Annotated in this window: 16 protein-coding genes; 11 read left to right on the forward strand and 5 right to left on the reverse strand. The window is 75.6% G+C overall.

Annotated elements, in window-relative coordinates; all coding sequences use genetic code 11:
• The first annotated feature begins 43 nt into the window (after positions 1–43).
• Entirely contained in the window at positions 44–943 is a 900-nt protein-coding gene (locus VKZ81_RS25415; protein ID WP_324244197.1) for a Gfo/Idh/MocA family protein, read from the forward strand.
• Here VKZ81_RS25415 and VKZ81_RS25420 read toward each other — a convergent pair.
• The 4 genes from VKZ81_RS25420 to sp36 are packed head-to-tail and all read right to left on the reverse strand — an operon-like array spanning position 931 to position 4,265.
• The gene (locus tag VKZ81_RS25420) at positions 931–3,015 is read right to left on the reverse strand and encodes a hypothetical protein (protein ID WP_324244198.1); all 2,085 of its coding nucleotides are present in this window, start codon (positions 3,013–3,015) and stop codon (positions 931–933) included. The two genes, VKZ81_RS25415 and VKZ81_RS25420, sit on opposite strands and share 13 nt — an antisense overlap.
• A 32-nt stretch (positions 3,016–3,047) precedes the next feature.
• Entirely contained in the window at positions 3,048–3,620 is a 573-nt protein-coding gene (locus tag VKZ81_RS25425; protein ID WP_324244199.1) for a hypothetical protein, read from the reverse strand.
• Positions 3,617–4,081 (reverse strand): RidA family protein, encoded by a 465-nt coding sequence (locus VKZ81_RS25430; protein ID WP_324244200.1) that lies wholly within the window; start codon positions 4,079–4,081, stop codon positions 3,617–3,619. Before VKZ81_RS25430 ends, VKZ81_RS25425 begins: the two co-directional genes overlap by 4 nt.
• 4 nt (positions 4,082–4,085) lie before the next feature.
• Entirely contained in the window at positions 4,086–4,265 is a 180-nt protein-coding gene (gene sp36 / locus VKZ81_RS25435; RefSeq protein WP_324244201.1) for a Sp36 family protein, read from the reverse strand.
• A 71-nt stretch (positions 4,266–4,336) separates the two neighbouring features.
• On the opposite strand from sp36, the gene bagA reads away from it, so the two are divergent.
• From bagA to VKZ81_RS25450, 3 genes are all read left to right on the forward strand, one after another.
• On the forward strand, positions 4,337–5,365 hold the full coding sequence (gene bagA, locus VKZ81_RS25440; RefSeq protein ID WP_324244202.1) for an ATPase BagA: 1,029 nt from the start codon (positions 4,337–4,339) through the stop codon (positions 5,363–5,365).
• The gene (bagB, locus tag VKZ81_RS25445; protein ID WP_324244203.1) at positions 5,362–6,513 is read left to right on the forward strand and encodes an ATPase BagB; all 1,152 of its coding nucleotides are present in this window, start codon (positions 5,362–5,364) and stop codon (positions 6,511–6,513) included. Before bagA ends, bagB begins: the two co-directional genes overlap by 4 nt.
• Before the next feature lie 282 nt (positions 6,514–6,795).
• Positions 6,796–7,380 carry a TetR/AcrR family transcriptional regulator gene (locus tag VKZ81_RS25450; RefSeq protein WP_324244204.1) on the forward strand — a complete coding sequence of 195 codons (585 nt, stop codon included), beginning with the start codon at positions 6,796–6,798 and terminating at the stop codon, positions 7,378–7,380.
• Positions 7,381–7,392: 12 nt separating this feature from the next.
• Here VKZ81_RS25450 and VKZ81_RS25455 read toward each other — a convergent pair whose 3' ends face one another.
• Positions 7,393–7,752 carry a WhiB family transcriptional regulator gene (locus VKZ81_RS25455; RefSeq protein ID WP_324244205.1) on the reverse strand — a complete coding sequence of 120 codons (360 nt, stop codon included), beginning with the start codon at positions 7,750–7,752 and terminating at the stop codon, positions 7,393–7,395.
• Positions 7,753–7,903: 151 nt separating this feature from the next.
• Between VKZ81_RS25455 and VKZ81_RS25460 the strand changes: the two genes are divergently transcribed.
• The 7 genes from VKZ81_RS25460 to VKZ81_RS25490 all read left to right on the forward strand — a co-directional run bounded on the left by VKZ81_RS25460 (position 7,904) and on the right by VKZ81_RS25490 (position 16,979).
• Positions 7,904–10,267, forward strand: a complete 2,364-nt coding sequence (locus VKZ81_RS25460) for a transglycosylase domain-containing protein (protein ID WP_324244206.1) — start codon at positions 7,904–7,906, stop codon at positions 10,265–10,267.
• A gap of 100 nt (positions 10,268–10,367) precedes the next feature.
• The gene (locus tag VKZ81_RS25465) at positions 10,368–10,622 is read left to right on the forward strand and encodes a hypothetical protein (RefSeq protein ID WP_324244207.1); all 255 of its coding nucleotides are present in this window, start codon (positions 10,368–10,370) and stop codon (positions 10,620–10,622) included.
• A gap of 156 nt (positions 10,623–10,778) precedes the next feature.
• On the forward strand, positions 10,779–12,746 hold the full coding sequence (locus VKZ81_RS25470) for a bifunctional MFS transporter/dTMP kinase (RefSeq protein ID WP_324244208.1): 1,968 nt from the start codon (positions 10,779–10,781) through the stop codon (positions 12,744–12,746).
• Complete coding sequence (locus VKZ81_RS25475; RefSeq protein ID WP_324244209.1) at positions 12,743–13,894, forward strand: DNA polymerase III subunit delta'; 1,152 nt, start codon at positions 12,743–12,745, stop codon at positions 13,892–13,894. The genes VKZ81_RS25470 and VKZ81_RS25475 overlap by 4 nt, the downstream gene beginning before the upstream one ends.
• A 32-nt stretch (positions 13,895–13,926) precedes the next feature.
• Positions 13,927–15,771: an ATP-binding protein gene (locus tag VKZ81_RS25480; RefSeq protein ID WP_324244210.1), complete on the forward strand. Its 1,845-nt coding sequence runs from the start codon at positions 13,927–13,929 to the stop codon at positions 15,769–15,771.
• Positions 15,768–16,682 (forward strand): hypothetical protein, encoded by a 915-nt coding sequence (locus VKZ81_RS25485; protein ID WP_324244211.1) that lies wholly within the window; start codon positions 15,768–15,770, stop codon positions 16,680–16,682. Before VKZ81_RS25480 ends, VKZ81_RS25485 begins: the two co-directional genes overlap by 4 nt.
• Positions 16,683–16,769: 87 nt before the next feature.
• On the forward strand, positions 16,770–16,979 hold the full coding sequence (locus VKZ81_RS25490) for a hypothetical protein (RefSeq protein WP_324244212.1): 210 nt from the start codon (positions 16,770–16,772) through the stop codon (positions 16,977–16,979).

Below are 16,979 nucleotides of genomic sequence, written 5' to 3' on the forward strand. Positions count from 1 at the left end.
GAGGCTAGTGGGACGCCGCGGGTGGCGAGGCAGGATGTGCGCCATGGATCGGCTGCGGGTGGGTCTGGTCGGTGGGGGCCCGTGGGCCCGCACGGTGCACGCGCCCGTCCTCGCGGCGCACTCCGGCACCGAGCTCGCGGCCGTGTGGACGCGCAGGCCGGAGGTCGCCTCCGAGCTGGCAGCCGAGTTCGGGGCCCGCGCCCACACCGATCTCGACGTGCTGCTCGACTCGGTGGACGCGGTCGCGTTCGCGGTGCCGCCGCAGGCGCAGGCGCGGCTCGCGCTCGTCGCCGCCGCCGCGGGCAAACACCTGATCTGCGAGAAGCCGCTCGCGGCCACCGTCGAGGAGGCCCGCGCGCTGGCCGAGGCCGTCGAGCGGACCGGTGTGCACTCGTCGATGGTCCTGACGATGCGCTACGCCCCCGCCGTGCGGGACTGGCTCGCCGAGATGCCGAACGAGCCCGCGGGCGCGGACACCGTGGCGTTCGCCCGCTGGATCTCCGGCTCCCTGCTGGGCGGGCCGTACTGCCGGTCGCGGTGGCGGATCGAGGAGGGCGCGCTGTCCGACCTCGGCCCGCACGTGATCGACCTGCTCGACGCGGCGCTCGGCCCGGTCGTCGAGGTGCCGTGGGCGCGCCACGAGGAGCCCGACCTGTGGCGGTTCGGGCTCCTGCACGCGGGCGGGGCGCAGAGCACCGTGACGCTGTCGATGCGCGTGCCGGTCGACCCCTCGGAGATCGAGTTCACCGTCCTCGGCGGCGCAGGCAGGCACCGGCTCGCCGGCCGCGGCGCCGACGCGCCCTCCTGCTACGCCGCGTTGCTCGACGAGCTCGTGGCCGCCGTCGACGGCTCCGGCCCGCCGCCCGCGCTCGGCGTCGCGCGCGGGCTGCGCCTGCAGGAGCTGGTGGCCGCGGTGCGCGCCGCGGCGGATCAGGCGCTGTAGTCGTCGGGCGGGACGCCGCGGTGGCTGCCGTTGGTGGGCACCCCGTTGGTGATCCGGCGGCCGATGCGCTGCCTGCGCCCCTCGAGCAGCTCGGCCTGCAGGCGGGCCAGCAGCTGGCGGTCCGCGTCGCTCAGCCGGGCGATCGAGTCGCTGCGCATCCCGGTCTCGTCGCGGCCCGCGTCGGGCGCGGCCGGCTCCTCCGCCTCGTCGGAGCGCTCCCGGTCAGCGTCGGAGAAGCGGTGCCGGGCCGGGGGACGGGGCGCGGGGCGAGGGGAGCGGTCGGGCTCGTCCTCGGCCCGCTCCTCCTCCCGGCCTCCGGCGGGCTCGTCGAGCGCGGAGGGCGCCATCGCCCAGGTACCGGAGAGCCACTCCTGCGACCACTCGTCGTCGAACTGGCGGGCGGCCGGGCCGTCCACGGCGTCGTCGGAGCCGCGGTCGTCGGGGCGCCGGTCCTCGGCCTGCCCGTTGTCGGCCTGCCCGTTGTCGGCCTGCCCGTCGTCGGCCTGCCCGTCGTCGGCCCGTCCGTCGTCGGCCCGTCCGTCATCGGCACGGCCCAGCGGGCCGTCCTCCGGCCGGGTGGGGTCCAGCAGCGGGGCGAGCAGGGGCTGGTGCAGTGGCCCGTTCAGCGGGTCGGCCAGCGACTCCAGCGCGGGCGTCTCGCGCCGCTCCGGCGCGTCCCGGACCGGTTCCGGCCGCTCGTCCTGCGGCGGGGCGAACCCGTCCCGCTCGTCGTCGACGCGCCGCAGCGGCGGACGCGACTCGCCCACCGGGAGCGGTCGCGGCACCGGGTTCGGCCCGTTCCGCTTGACCAGCGGGATCGGCTTGGGGGCCGACCGCGAGATCGGGGTGACGGTGGGGCGGGGCCGTTCGTTGCGCGCCCGCAGCGGCGTGGGGCGGGCGGGGCGCCGGCCGTCGTCCACCGGGACCGGCCGCGGCGCCGCGAGCGGGTGCGGTGAGGGCGGCTCGGGGAACGGCTCGTCGGCGTCGACCGCGGGCTCGGCGCGGGCCTCCTCGGGCACGTCCCGCCGGGCGTCGTCGGCCTCTTCGGCGGGCTCGTCGCGCTCGTCCCGGTCGTCGGCGTACCGCTCCCGGGGGGCGTCGAGCCGGTGCGCCGGCTCGGTGCTGAGCTCCCGCTCCGCGGGCCGCAGCCGCGCGGTGGCGGCGGCGCTGTCCTCGGCGGCCCTGTCCTCGACGGCGCTGTCCTCGGCGGCCCTGTCCTCGACGGCCCTGTCTTCGGCGGCCCTGTCCTCGGCGGGGGTGTCCTCCACGGTGCCCTCGACGACGCGGTGCTCGAGGTCGCCCGCGCGGTCGGTCTCCTCGGCGAGCCGCGGTGTCGGGCTGGGCGCGGCGAGGGGGTGCGGCTCCGGCGCGCGCCGCCGGGGCGGCAGCTCGGTGGGCTGGGCGAGCGCGTGCCGCTCGGGCGGGGGCGCGGGCTGCGGGCGAGGCGCGGGCTCGGGCCGCCACGGGCGCTCGTCGGTCACGTCGTCGCGCAGCTCGACCGCGACCTCGAGCGCCGCGGCGTGGTAGGCGGGGATCGGGCCGTCGGCGGGCAGCACCTCGACCGAGGCGGGGGCGCCCGCCCGTTCGAGCGCCGCGGCGAGCTGGTAGGTCAGCACGTCGGCGCGACGGGTGCGGTCGTGCACCCGCACCAGGACGACCGGGTGCGGGAGCGGCCCGGGCGCGGTGCCGGCAGGGGTGAGGCGACGGGCGAGCAGCACGGTGCAGCCGGTGAGGGGGCGCGCCGGGAAGTCCAGCACGGCGCCGGCGACGGGGTCGTCGCCCGCGGGGGCGGCGAACCGGTGCTCGGTGCCGTCCTCGGGCTCGGGCGGCGGGAGCGCGGCCGCGGGCCCGAGGTCGGTGCGGGCGGTGTGCGCCGCGGTGACGAGCGCCGACCGCACGTGCGGGGGCAGGACCGCCTTCGCGGCGACGAGGCTCGCGGTGAGCATCTCGACCGCGCGGGCGTCCTCGCCGAGGGCGACCAGCTCGCGGGCCCAGCGCAACAGGTCGTCGTCGACCCGTCCGGCCAGAGCCAGCAGCAGGTCGTGCGTCGTGCCCGACGTCGGGTCCTCCACCTGGCCTCCTCCCCTCGAGTCGGTCGCTCCCCTCACGCGCCGACCAGCGCCGTGGCCGATCGCCACAGCGGCCTGGATCCGATGATGGCTGCCTGGTGGTAGGAGGAGCGCTCCCCGTGCGCCGGGAGCACCTCCACGCACGGTGTGCGGTCGCCGTGGGCGCGCATCACCCGTTGGAGCGTCCCGGCGAGCTCCCACGGCCGTTCGGCGCCGATGACGAGCACGATGCGTTGCCCGCCGCGCCACGACTGGCGGAGCTCGACGCAACCGGGGTGGCCGCGCACGACCGCGAGCACGGCCAGCGCGGCGGTGTCGACGGCGCCGTTCCCCGGCTCGAACTCGGCCTGGGTCGGGGGCGGCTCCGCGGCCGGGTGCACGGCGTCGACGAGCGGGTGCGTGGAGCCGACCGCGGTCTCGAGGAGCTCGCGCTCGTCGTCGGTGATGGCCGCGCGGTGGCGCAGCAGCTCGCGGGGCAGGGTCGAGGCGAGCACCTCCTGGCCGCCGTCGGCCAGCCAGTCGCGCATCCGCCACAGCAGCTCGTCGGGAAGCCGCCCGGCGAGCCGCAGCAGCAGCTCGTGGCACGCGGCGGCGCGGGCGCCGCTCACGGCTCCGCCAGCTCCACGACCAGCTCGACCTCGACCGGGACGCCGAGCGGCAGCTCGGCCACCCCGACGGCGGACCGCGCGTGCTTGCCCGCCTCGCCGAAGACGTCGGCCAGCACGTCGGAGGCGCCGTTGATGACCTTCGGCTGCTCGACGAAGCCGGGCGCCGACGCGACGAACCCCACGACCTTCACCACACCCGCCACCGCGTCGATGCCCACGAGCGCGTCGACGGCGGCGAGCGCGTTCAGCGCGCAGATCCGCGCGAGGCCCGCCGCCTCGTCGGTGCTGATCTCGGCGCCCACCTTGCCCAGCGCGGCGGGCTTGCCGTCGACGAGCGGCACCTGGCCGGCGGTGAACACGAGCGAGCCGGAGCGGCGCGCGGGGATGTAGGAGCCCGCGGGCGCGGGCACGGACGGCAGCGTGATGCCCAGCTCGGCGAGACGCTGGCTCGGGGTGCTCACGGCGTCAGCTCCGCACCGGGCGCTTGAACCACGCCACGAGCTGCTCGGGGTTCGCGCCGGTCGTGACGGTGACGAGCTCCCAGCCGTCCCGGCCGAAGTTGTTGAGGATCGCCTGCGTGTTGTGGATGAGCACGGGGGCGGTGAGGTATTCCCACCTGACGTCCGACGAACCGGGGGAGGTCATGACAGGTCACTGTAGCCAGCGCCTCATCCGCTCGGGCGGCCGGTCGCGTCGGGCCTCCGTAACCTGGAACGGTGAGTTCCACCGGTTGGCCAGCGGCGCTGTCGGCGGCGCGCCTGCACGTCGTGTCCGGCAAGGGCGGCACGGGGAAGACGACCGTGGCCGCGGCGTTGGCGCTGGCGCTGGCCTCCGAGGGCAGGCGCACGCTGCTCGTGGAGGTCGAGGGGCGGCAGGGCATCGCGCAGCTGTTCGACACCGCCCCGCTCCCGTACGAGGAGCGCCGGATCGCGATCGCCCCGGGCGGCGGCGAGGTCAGGGCGCTCGCGGTGGACGCCGAGGCGGCCCTGCTGGAGTACTTCGAGCTGTTCTACCGGCTCGGGATGGCCGGCCGAACGCTGCGCCGGATGGGCGCCGTCGAGTTCGCCACCACGCTCGCCCCCGGGCTGCGTGACGTGCTGCTCACCGGCAAGGTCAAGGAGTGCGTCAACCGGCGCGACGCCGACGGGCGCCCGGTGTACGACGCCGTGGTGCTCGACGCCCCGCCCACCGGCCGTGTCGTGAAGTTCCTCGACGTCACCAAGGCGATGGCCGAGCTCGCGCGCACCGGCCCCATCCACGGCCAGGCGGCGGGCGTGGTGGAGGTGCTGCACTCCCCGCTCACCGCGGTGCACCTGGTCACGCTGCTGGAGGACCTGCCGGTCACCGAGACCCTCGAGACCGTCGACGAGCTCACCGAGGCCGGGTTCCCGGTGGGTTCGGTGATCGTCAACCGGGTGCGCAAGCAGTGGCTGCCGGACCGGTCGGTGGCCGCCGCGGCCGGCGGCCGGGTCGACGCGGGCCGCATCCGCGCCGGGCTCGCCTCCGCGGGCCTCGACCTGCCCGCCGAGGTGATCGACGGGCTCGTCGCCGAGACCGTGGAGCACGCGGTGCGCGTCAACGAGGAGGCCGCGGCGTCGGCGCGGCTGGAGGAGGCGTCGGGGCTGCCGCGCCTGGAGCTGCCCGAGCTGGTGGAGGGCGTGGATCTCGGTTCGCTCTACGAGCTCGCCGAGGCGCTGCGCGACCAGGGCGTCGGCGAGCAGGCGCTCGCGGAGTCGCGGTCGTGAGCCCGCGCCCCGCGCCCGTGCTGGACGTCGACGCCCTGCTGGACGACCCGGACACGCGGATCATCGTGTGCTGCGGCTCCGGCGGCGTCGGCAAGACCACCACCTCGGCCGCCCTCGCCATCCGCGCCGCCGAGCGCGGCAGGCGCACCGTGGTCCTCACCATCGACCCGGCGCGCAGGCTCGCGCAGGCGCTCGGGATGGAGGCGCTGGGCAACGAGCCCGGTCGCGTGGCGGGGGCGCGCGGCGAGCTCTACGCGATGATGCTCGACATGCGCCGGACCTTCGACGAGATGGTCTACGCGCACGCTGACCCCGAGCGCGCCGAGGCGATCATCGCCAACCCCTTCTACCAGACCATCTCCTCGTCGTTCTCCGGCACGCAGGAGTACATGGCGATGGAGAAGCTGGGGCAGCTGGCGTCGACCGGCGAGTGGGACCTCATCGTGGTCGACACCCCGCCCTCGCGCTCCGCGCTGGACTTCCTCGACGCCCCGCAGCGCATGTCCACCTTCCTCGACGGCCGGATGATCCGGCTGCTCTCGGCGCCCGCGCGGGCGAGCGGCCGCGGGCTGCGCAAGATCGTGGGGGCGGGCTTCTCGCTGTTCGCGAAGGCCGTCTCGACGATCCTCGGCGGCCAGATGCTCGCCGATGCCTCGGCGTTCGTGCAGGCGTTCGACACGATGTTCGGCGGGTTCCGCGAGCGGGCCGCGGCCACCTACGCCCTGCTGCGCTCGCCCGGCACCGCGTTCCTCGTGGTGGCCGCGCCGGAACCGGACGCGCTGCGGGAGGCCGCCTACTTCGTCGAACGGCTCGCCGCCGACGGCATGCCGCTCGCGGGGCTCGTGCTCAACCGCACCCACCCGGTGCTCGCCGACCTCTCCGCCACCCGGGCCCGCGCCGTGGCCGAGGAGCTGCGCTCGGCGCCGCTCGCGGCGGCCGTGCTGCGGCTGCACGCCGACCGCGTGGACCTGGCCGAGCGGGAGGAGCGCCTGCTGTCGCGGTTCACCAGCGCCCACCCGGGCGTCGCGGTGGCGCAGGTGCCCGCGCTGGCGGGCGACATCGACGACCTGGACGGGCTGCGCGAGGTCGGTGAGCGGCTGGCGGGCGTGTCGGAGTCGGCCGCCGAGGCGGTGGGCTCGGCCCGCTGACGGCCGGCCGCGACTCGCGCGCACTGAGAGCGCGACTCGCGCGCACCCGTCGAGCAGGGCGAGCTCGTACGACGGCGGCCCCGGCGGCGCAGGCTCACGTACCAGTCGGCCTCGAACGTGGTCTCGAAGCCGAACAGCCGTGTGTAGAACTCGTGCGCCTCTCCCTTCCGGGTCGTGCCGATCACCGGGTAGAAGCTGGTCAGCTGCACGGTTCCTCCCCATTTACATACCATCGGTATGCGGAGAGAGCGCGCATACCATCGGTATGTCAACGGAGGGGTCATGACGAGGGCGCAGCAGCGGGAACGGACCCGGGCGGTGCTGGTGGAGGTGAGCAGGCAGCTGTTCGCCACGCGCGGGTACGCCGCCGTCGGGCTCGCGGAGATCGTGCGGACCGCGGGCGTCACGAAGGGCGCGCTCTACCACCACTTCGAGGGCGGGAAGGCCGACCTCTTCCGCGCGGTGCTCGCGCAGGTGCAGGCCGACGTCGGGCGCGCGGTGGCGGCCGCGGCGGACGCGGAGGCCGACCCGTGGGACCAGCTCGTGGCGGGCTGCCGGGCGTTCCTCACCGCCAGCACCGCCGACCCGGGCGTGCGGCGGATCATGCTCGTCGACGGCCCCGCCGTGCTCGGGTGGAGCGAGTGGCGCGCGATGGACGAGGCGACCTCGGCCCGCCACCTCGCCGAGGCCCTCACCGGCCTCGTCGAGACGGGCGTGATCGCGCCGCAGCCGGTCGAGCCGCTCGTGCGCCTGCTGTCCGGCGCGATGAACGAGGCGGCGCTGTGGCTCGCGGAGACCGCCGCCCCCTCCGCCCTGGACGCCGTGCTCGCGCCCCTGGTCCGGATGCTGGGGGCGCTGCGCGCATGAGCGCAGCCGGGCTCACGCCGTCTCGCCCAGCCTCCTGCGCCGCGCCTGCACCTCGGCGGCCTTGGCGAGCTGCGCGGCCGTCTCGGCCGCAACGGACTCGTAGTGGGCGGTGCGCGCGGCGTGCAGCAGGTCGGCCCACGAGCGGACGTTCGGCCGGGCCCGCAGCAGCGCCCTGCGCTCGCGTTCGGTCATGCCGCCCCACACCCCGAACTCGATGCGCTGGTCGAGGGCGTGGGCGAGGCACTCGGTGCGCACCGGGCAGGTGCGGCAGAACAGCTTCGCCTCGCGCTGGCGCGCCCCCTGGACGAACAGGCCTTCTGCGTCGGTCGTCCGGCACCGCGCAGCCCCCCGCCAGTTCCACCGGCCCGTCATGCTCGACCCCTCCCCGGATCCCGTGTCGTCACGACCAGCACGGACGGATTCTCGGAGGGCTCGGTTCCACCCGGGAACCGAGCAAAACTACTCAATCGCGGTCGGGCGATCTCCCCTACTCCGTCCGGGGGCGCGCGTACCCTTGCGCCCCGTGAGCTTCCCGCGCCACCTCGCCCGGCCGATCGGCCTGTTGCTCGGGCTCGGTCTCCTCGCGGGTGTCGTCGTCGCGGGGATGACCTTCCCCGTCGCCGCCGGTCTCGGGCTGATCGCGAGCGACACCGGCGACAGCGTCAACACGGTCTCGGCCGACCTCGTCGACGGCCCGCTGCCGCAGACCACCACGATCACCGACTCGTCGGGTGCCCCGATCGCCCGGTTCTTCGAGCAGGGCCAGAACCGCCAGTCCGTCACGGCCGACCAGATCTCGCCCGCCATGAAGGCGGCGATCGTCGCCATCGAGGACCGGCGCTTCTACCAGCACAACGGGGTCGACTGGCAGGGCACGCTGCGCGCGCTCGCGGCGAACTCGGCGTCCGGCACGGTCGTGCAGGGCGCGTCCACGATCACCCAGCAGTACGTCAAGAACTACATGCTCTACGTCGCCGCGGAGACGGAGACGGAGCGGCTCAAGGCCACCGAGCAGACGCCGGCGCGCAAGTTGAAGGAAGCGCAGATCGCGCTCCAGATGGAGCAGCGGTTGTCGAAGGAGGAGATCCTCACCCGCTACCTCAACATCGTGTCGTTCGGCAACGGCGCGGCGGGGATCGCGGCGGCGGCGCGCACGTACTTCAACACCACGCCGGACAAGCTCACGGTCCCCCAGGCCGCGCTGCTCGCCGGCATGGTCAACAGCACCTCGGCGTTCGACCCGGTGCGCAATCCGCAAGCGGCGCTGGAGCGGCGCAACCTCGTCATCCAGCAGATGCGCGACCAGCAGATGATCGACGAGGCGCAGGCGGAGGCGGCCCTGGCCTCCCCGCTCGGGGTGGTCACCCCGCTCAACACCCAGCCCAACGGCTGCATCGGCGCGGGCGACGCCGGGTTCTTCTGCAAGTACGTCGTCGACTACCTCACCGAGGCGGGCTTCTCCCGCGAGCAGCTCAACCGCGGCGGCTACACGATCAGGACCACGCTCGACCGCAACGTGCTCAACCACATGAAGGCCTCGCTCGACGCCGAGGTGCCGCCGAAGCAGCCGAACGTGGCCAACGTGATGTCGGTCGTGCAGCCGGGCACCGACAAGCACCGGGTGCTCGGCATGGCCTCCAGCCGCACGTTCGGGCTCGACGCCGAGGAGATGGAGACCAGCTACGGCCTGCCGTACGAGCCGGTCAACCTGGGCGCCGGGTCCGTCTACAAGATCTTCACCGCCGCCACCGCCCTCGAGAAGGGCATGGGCATCAACTACGAGCTCTCGGTGCCGCCGAGCGGGTACGCCTCGCCGATCTACGTCGACGGCGCGGGACGTCCGCTGCCGGTCCGCAACTCCAGCGACAACCTGCCCGAGCGCATGACCCTCACCGACGCGCTGGCGCAGTCGCCGAACACGGCGTTCATCAAGCTGGAGGAGTTCACCGGCGTGCCGCCGGTCGTCGACATGGCGGTCCGGCTGGGCATGCGCTCGCTCGCCAAGACCCCGTTCGTCGACCCGGCCACGGGGCGGCCGACCGACCGCTCGATCGCGGAGGTCACCAAGGCGCAGAACCTGGCGTCGTTCACGCTCGGCGTGAGTCCCACGAGCGTGCTGGAGCTCGCGAACGTCGGCGCCACGCTCGCCAGCGCGGGCGTCTGGTGCCCGCCCAGCCCGATCGAGTCGATCACCGACCCGGACGGCAACCCGGTCCCCGTCACCGAGGCCCCGTGCGAGCAGGTCGTCGAGCCGGGCCTGGCCAACGCGATGTTCAACGCGCTCAGCAAGGACGACCAGCCCGGCGGCACCGCCGCGGGCGCCGCCCGCCAGGTGGGCTGGAACCGCCCGATGGCCGGCAAGACCGGCACCACCCAGCAGCACAAGTCGGCGGCGTTCGTCGGGTTCGTCCCGCAGATGTCCGGCGCGGTGATCACGTTCGACAACTCCCGCTCGCCGCGCCCGCTCTGCGACGGCGCCGGATCGCCGTTCCCCTGCCGCAGCGGCAACATCTTCGGCGGCAAGACGCCGGCCGAGACGTGGTTCGGCGCGATGAAGCCGCTGCTCGACCCGTTGCCGCCGCTGGCGCTGCCCGCTGTGGAGGAGCGGTTCCTGGAAGGCGGGGAGGAGTCGCGCGTCCCCGACGTCATCGGCGAGTCCGAGAACGAGGCCCGCGAGGAGCTGGAGGACGCCGGCTGGCGCGTGTCGGTGCGCGAGGTGGACAACGCGGCCGACCGGGGCACGGTCGTCGGCCAGAGCCCGCGCGGGTCGGCGCTGCCCGGGGAGACGATCGAGCTCAGCATCTCCAGCGGCGAGGCGCCCCCGCCGCCGGACGCGCCCGGCGACGACGATGACGACGATGACGACGATGACGACGACGGGGACTAGCCACGCGTGAGGTCCGGGCTCACCCGCCCCGGTGATGCGCCGCGCCGCGGCGCCGCGCGTTCCTCGATCGGGGCGCCGCCCGCGCCTACCATCCGCCCACGTGGGTGCCTGTTCGGATGATCCGTCGTCCGCGCGGGACGCGCCGGTCGACGGGACGCCCGAGGAACGCAGGCCCGCGCCGGAGTGGCTCGACCCGCCGCCCCGGCCGCGCGTGGTCGAGGACCCCGGGATCCTCGGGCTCTCCCGCCGGGCCCGCGGGCGGTGGGGATCGCGGCTGTTCAACGCGTTCTTCGTGCTGGTCTTCGCGGTGATCCTGATCCAGATGGTCTCGGCGATCCTCGAGAACCCCTGGTAGCGCGGGCCACACCGGGGCGCCGCCCAGCGCGGCCGCCACGGGTGGGGCGGGTGTCTGCGGATACCCTGGCCGACGAGGGCAGGCCCGCGCCCCGAGGGGAGGTGACGAGCGATCGCCACGCAGCTGAGCGCCCCCACCTCGCTCCGCGTCCGCAGCGTGCTCGCCATCCCGGCGTTCCGCAGGCTGTGGGCGGTCACCTCGGTCGCGGCCATGTGCGACTGGATGAGCCTGCTCGCGCTCTCGGCGCTCGCCACGCAGCTCACCAGCGGCTACACGGCGCAGAGCTTCGCGCTCGGCGGCGTGGTCGCCACGAAGCTGCTCCCCGCGCTGGTGCTGGGCCCGCTCGCGGGCGCGCTGGCCGACAAGTTCGACCGCCGCCGCGTGATGGTGGTGTGCGACCTGCTCCGGTTCTGCCTCTTCGTCTCGATCCCGCTCGTCGGGTCGCTGTGGTGGCTGTTCGTCGCCACGTTCCTCATCGAGATCTGCGCGCTGTTCTGGATCCCGGCCAAGGACGCGTCGGTGCCCAACCTGCTGCGCAGGCCCGACCAGGTGGAGACGGCCAACCAGATCAACCTCGTGATGACCTACGGCGTCGCGGTGATCACCGCCGGCAGCCTGTTCGCGGTGATCAACCGGGTCGGCGGGGTCGTCGGCGGCAGCGCGTCGGCCCTGTCCACCGTGTTCGTCGCCCTGGTCATGAGCGGGGTCGCCTACCTCGTCATCGCGCTCACGGTCTGGTTCCGCATCCCGGAGATCTCCGGGCGCGCCGCGCAGGGCAGGGCGGCGGCCCCCGGCCTGGTCGCGATGCTGCGCGACGGGGCGTCGTTCGTCGTCCGCACGCCGCTGGTGCGGGGGCTCGTGATCGGCATCATCGGTGCGTTCGCCGCGGGCGGCACGGTGGTGGGCTCGGCCACGCTGTACGCCGCCAGCCTCGGCGGGGGCAACGCCGCGTACGGCGTGCTGTTCGCGGCGGTGTTCATCGGGCTCGCGATGGGCATGGGGGCGGCGCCGCGGATGGCCCGCCGGATCCCGCACAACCGGCTGTTCGGGGCCGCGATCGTCGCGGCGGGCCTCGCGCTCGTGCTGGTCTCGCTCGCGCCGCACCTGTTCGTCGCGATCGGGGCCGTGATGCTCGTCGGCGGGTTCGCGGGCATCGCCTTCCTCACCGGCCTCACGATCATCGGCTCCGAGGTCGCCGACGAGGTGCGCGGCCGGATCGTCGCGTTCGTCCAGTCGATCGTGCGGCTCACGCTGCTCGGGTCGATGGCGCTCGTCCCGGTGTTCGTCGGTGTGGTGAGCGCCCGCCGGATCGACGTCCTCGGCTACCCGGTGCTCATCGACGGCACCCGCGTGGTGATGCTGGTGGGCGGGGTGGTGGCCGCGGTCGTCGGGATGCTCGCCTACCAGCAGATGGACGACCGCAGCACCGAGCCGATCCTGCCCAGCCTGCTGGCCGCCCTGCGCCGCGGCGAGCCGCGCCACGGCGACGGCGTCCTGATCGCCGTGGAGGGCGCTGCGGCCGAGGAGACCACCGAGCAGGCGGCGCGGCTGGCCCAGCGGCTGCGGGCGGCGGGCCACCTCGTGGTGGAGCCCGACGGCGGGGAGCGCGACCGGGAGCGCTGGGCGACCGCCACCCGGGAGGCGGCGCTGTCCGGTGCGCGGGCGCAGGCCCTCGCCGCCGCGGCGGTGCGGGCCGACCAGGTGGAACGGGTGATCCGCCCGGCGTTGGCCAAGGGAGCGATCGTGGTCGTGGACAGGTTCCTGGCGAGCCCGCTGGTGCAGTTCGGGGTGGCGGCCGACCGCGCGTCGTCCTCCGGGCAGCCCGAGCTCGACCCCGCCGAGCTGGAGAGCCTCGCCGCGTGGGCGACGGGCAGGCTGCGGCCGGACGTCTCGGTGCTGCTCGACCGCGCACCGGTGGAGAAGCCACCGCCCGCGGCGGGTGTGGAGGAGCACGTGCGCGTGCAGCGGCTGCTCACGCGGATGGCGGCGGCGGAGCCGCACCGCTACGTGGTCGTCGACGCCGACGGGGCGCCGGACGAGGTCGCGGAGCGCGTCTTCGCCGGGCTGCGACCCGTGCTGCCGAAGCCGCCCGCCCGCGACTCGGATGCGGCGGTGACGCGATGACGGTGTGGGACGAGGTGGTCGGGCAGCCGGCCGCCGTCGCCGAGCTGTCCGCCGCGGCCTCCGATCCGGCCGCGTTGACCCACGCGTGGCTGTTCACCGGGCCGCCGGGGTCGGGCCGGTCGGTGGCGGCGCGCGCGTTCGCCGCCGCGTTGCAGTGCCCCCGGCACGGGTGCGGCGAGTGCGCGTCCTGCCACACCGTGATGGCCGGTACCCACTCCGACGTGCGCGAGGTCGTGCCCGAGGGGTTGTCGATCTCGGTGCGGTCGATGCGGCAGCTGGTGCAGTCCGCCGCGCGCCGCCCGGCCACGGGCCGCTACCAGATCCTGATCATCACCGACGCCGACCGGCTCACCGAGAACGCCGCCAACGCGCTGCTGAAGTCGATCGAGGAGCCGCCGGAGCAGACGATCTTCCTGCTCTGCGCCCCGTCGGACCACCCGGAGGACGTGGCCGTCACGATCAGGTCGCGGTGCAGGCCGGTCCCGCTGCGCACGCCGTCGCCCGAGGCGATCGCCGACGTGCTGGTCCGCAGGGACGGCATCGACCCCGAGACGGCGCGGTGGGCGGCGTCGGTGTCGGGCGGGCACGTGGGGCGGGCCCGCAGGCTCGCCCGCGACCCCGCCGCGCGCTCCCACCGCGAGCTGGTGCTGGGGCTGCCGCTGCGGGTGCGCAACCTCGGCGACGCCTTCGCCTACGCGGGCGACCTGGTGCGCGACGCGAAGGCGGAGGCCGCCGAGCTCAGCGAGAGCCGTGACGCGGCCGAGCGCGAGGAGCTCGCCGTCGCGATGGGCGCGGGCGGCACCGGCAAGGGGGCGGCGGCGGCCGCGCGCGGGGCGAAGGCCGCCGAGCGCGACCTGGAGCGCCAGCAGAAGTCCCGCAACACGCGCACCCAGCGCGACGCGCTGGACCGGGCCCTGGTCGACCTGGCCGGGTTCTTCCGCGACGCGCTGGTCGTCGGCAGCGGGGCGCGGGTCCCGCTCATGCACCCGGACCGCGAGGCCGACGCGCGCCGGGCCGCCACCGACTCCTCGCCCGAGTCGCTGCTGCGCAGGCTGGAGGCGGTGCTGGCCTGCCGTAGCGCGCTCGACCAGAACGTCAAGCCGGAGGTCGCGGTCGAGGCGATGATGACCGCCCTGCAACGCGGCTGAGAGCGTCGGGGGCGTCCGGCAGAATCGTCCGGGTGGGGCGACCGGCGGACACCGTCATCTCGGCGCGGGAGGCGGAGGTGCTGGCCGCCGTCGGCGAGCACCTGAGCAACGCCGAGATCGCGGCCAAGCTGTTCATCTCGGTCCGCACGGTCGAAAGCCACGTCTCGTCGCTGCTGCGCAAGCTCGGCGCGGCCGACCGCAGGGCGCTCACCCAGATCGCCGCCGAGCGGGCAGGCCCCCCGCGCTCGCGGGCGTCCGCGGCAGCCCTCCCGCCCGCGCTCACCTCGTTCGTGGGCCGGGCGAAGGAGCGCGCTGAGCTCGCCGGAGCGCTCGACGGGCACCGGCTGGTCAGCGCCGTCGGGCCGGGCGGGGTGGGCAAGACCCGCCTCGCGCTCGCCGTGGCCGCCGACGTCGCCCACCGCTACGCCGACGGCGTCTGGTACGTCGACCTCGTTCCCGTCACCGACGCCTCGATGATCGCGCCGACGGTCGCGGCCGCGCTCGGCCTCGAGGAGCAGCAGGGCCGCACCCGCAGGCAGACGCTGCTCGAGTGGGCGTCCGGCCGGCGCGCGCTGCTGATCCTGGACAACTGCGAGCACCTCCTGGACGGCGTCGCCGACCTCGTGGAGCGGCTGCTCGCCCACGGAGCGGGCATCACGGTGCTCGCCACCAGCAGGGCCCGGCTGTTGCTGCCGTTCGAGCGGGTGTTCCCGGTGGAGGGGATGTCGGTCGGCGACGACGCGGTGGCGCTGTTCACCGAGCGGGCCGCGGCGGCGGGCGTCGTGCTCGGCCCGGAGGAGCGGCCCCGCATCGGCCGCATCTGCCGCGGGCTCGACGGCGTCCCGCTCGCCATCGAGCTGGCGGCCGCCCGGCTGCCCGCGCTCGGTGTCGACGGGCTGGAGGCGGGGCTGTCCGACCGGCTGCAGCTGCTCACCGGGGCGCGCCGGGTCGACAGCAGGCACCGGTCCCTGCGCTCCACGCTCGACTGGAGCTACGCGCTGCTCGAACCGCAGGCCAGGCAGGTGCTGCGCCGCGTGGCGGTGTTCGCGGGACCGTTCCGGGCCGAGAGCGCGGCCGCGGTCGCGGCGATGGCGGTGCGCGAGGTCGCCGCCCACCTCGCGGCGCTGGCCGACCACAGCCTCCTGGTGCCGGTCACCTCGGCCGACGGCACCCGCTACCGCGCCCTGGAGACCGTCCGCCAGTACGGCGTCGAGCTGCTCGGCGACGAGGAGGAGCTGGAGGAGACCCGGTCCCGGCACCTGGCCTGGGCGCTGCAGGCCGGGTCCGAGCTGCTCGCCGACGAGGCCGTCGACACGTTCGGCTGGCGCACGCGGTTCGACCGGCTCGCCGACGAGCTGCGGGCCGGCCTCGGCTGGGCGGTGGCGAGCGGGTCGAAGGACGCGTACGGGGGCAAGGTGCTGCTCGCCACGCTGTGCCTGCGCCGCGGCATCGTGGGCGAGGCGCAGTGGCGCTTCGAGCAGGCCGCCGAGCTGGCGCCGGACGACCGGCAGGCGGCCGAGGCGCTGCAGCTCGCCGGCGGTGTGGCCGCCAACCGGCTCGCGGGCGACGACGCGATCCGGCTGCACCGCACGGCCGCCGACCTCTGCGTCCGCGCCGGTGACCCCGCGGCGGCGGCCCGCAACCTCGCGCGCGCCGCCGAGCTGTGGAACCGCGCGTCGGGCACCATCGATGCCCGGCCCGACGAGCTTGCGCCCGCCGCGCTGCTCGACGAGGCCTCCCGCCTGGCCGCGGACGACGACCTGGTCACCCGGGCCCGGATCGCTGCCGCCCGGGCTTCTCGGTCCCCGAGACCGACGAGGCGAGCGCCGAGCTCGCGCAGCACGCGCTGGAGGTCGCGCGAGCGTCGGGCGACGTGATGGCCGAGAGCTCCGCGCTGGACCGGCTCACCACCATCCGGCTCTCGCGCGGGGAGGGACGGGCGGCGCTCGCCAGCGCGGTGCATCGCATCGAGCTGCTCGACCCGCTGGTGCTCGATCCGTGGGTCGGCTTCGAGCTGTCCGACGCCTACGTCATGTCCGTCGAGTCCGCGATCGCCGCGGGCGACCTCGCCGAGGCGCGCCGGCTCGCCGAGCGGATGCGCGACCTGCCCCACCACCGCGAGGACCCGCACGTCGCGGTCGCCCGGCTGATCGTGGTGGCCGCCCTGGAAGGCGACTGGCAGCGCGCCCTGGTGGCGGGCGACCGGTTCCGCGAGGGCTGGGAGCGGGCCGGGAGCCCGCGCGTCCCCACGCTGCGGCGCGCCGCGCGGGCGATGGCCACGGTCCACGGCATGCGCGGCGACACCGCGGCCCACGACGAGTGGATGCGGATCTTCACCGCGCTCGTGCCCAAGGCCCGGCAGACCCACGACCAGCACACGAGCGCCTTCTTCGAGGCGCTGATGCTGTTGCACCTGGGCCGCGCCGGCGAGGCGGTGCAGCGCCTGGACGTGCACCCCCACGAGCTGCGCCGGTGGTACCAGGGCATCTGGCGGCCGTGGTACGCCGCTGCGTGGGCGGAGGCGGCCGTTCTCGCGGGCGAGCCGGACGCCGCGGAGCGGATCGCGTCGGTGCAGGCCACCACCGCCGAGAACGCGGTCACGGCCGCCCTCGTCGCGCGGGCCGCGGCGCTCGCGGCGGGCGACCGCGCGGGCGTGCTCGCCGCCGCCGACGCGCTGGAGGCGGCCGGCTGCCGCTACCAGTGGGCGCGCAGCCTCGTCCTCGCCGGCGGGGCTGACCGCGAGCGCGGTGCCGCGGAGCTCGCCGTGATGGGCGCCGTCATCGCGTAGCCGGGCAGCACGCACGGACGCGGATCCGTGGTCGATCCGTGGTCGGCACGGATGTCCCGGAAGCCCAGGTCGACGATCGTTCTCCCCGTGCTGAACCCGTTCCACGCGATCGACGTCCTCGCCGCCGAGCACCGCCGCGAGCTGGAGGCCGACGCCGCCGCCCACCGCCTGGCCCGCACCGCGCGCCCGCACGCCCCCCGCTGGCGCGCCTGGCGGGGCGCGCTGCGCGTCGCGATGCTCGTCCGGCCCGCCCGCCCGGTCGCGTCGGACCGGTGCGCCGCCCGCCCCGCGGGATGA

It is taken from the genome of Pseudonocardia sp. (assembly GCF_035305885.1).
Lineage (GTDB): Bacteria > Actinomycetota > Actinomycetes > Mycobacteriales > Pseudonocardiaceae > Pseudonocardia.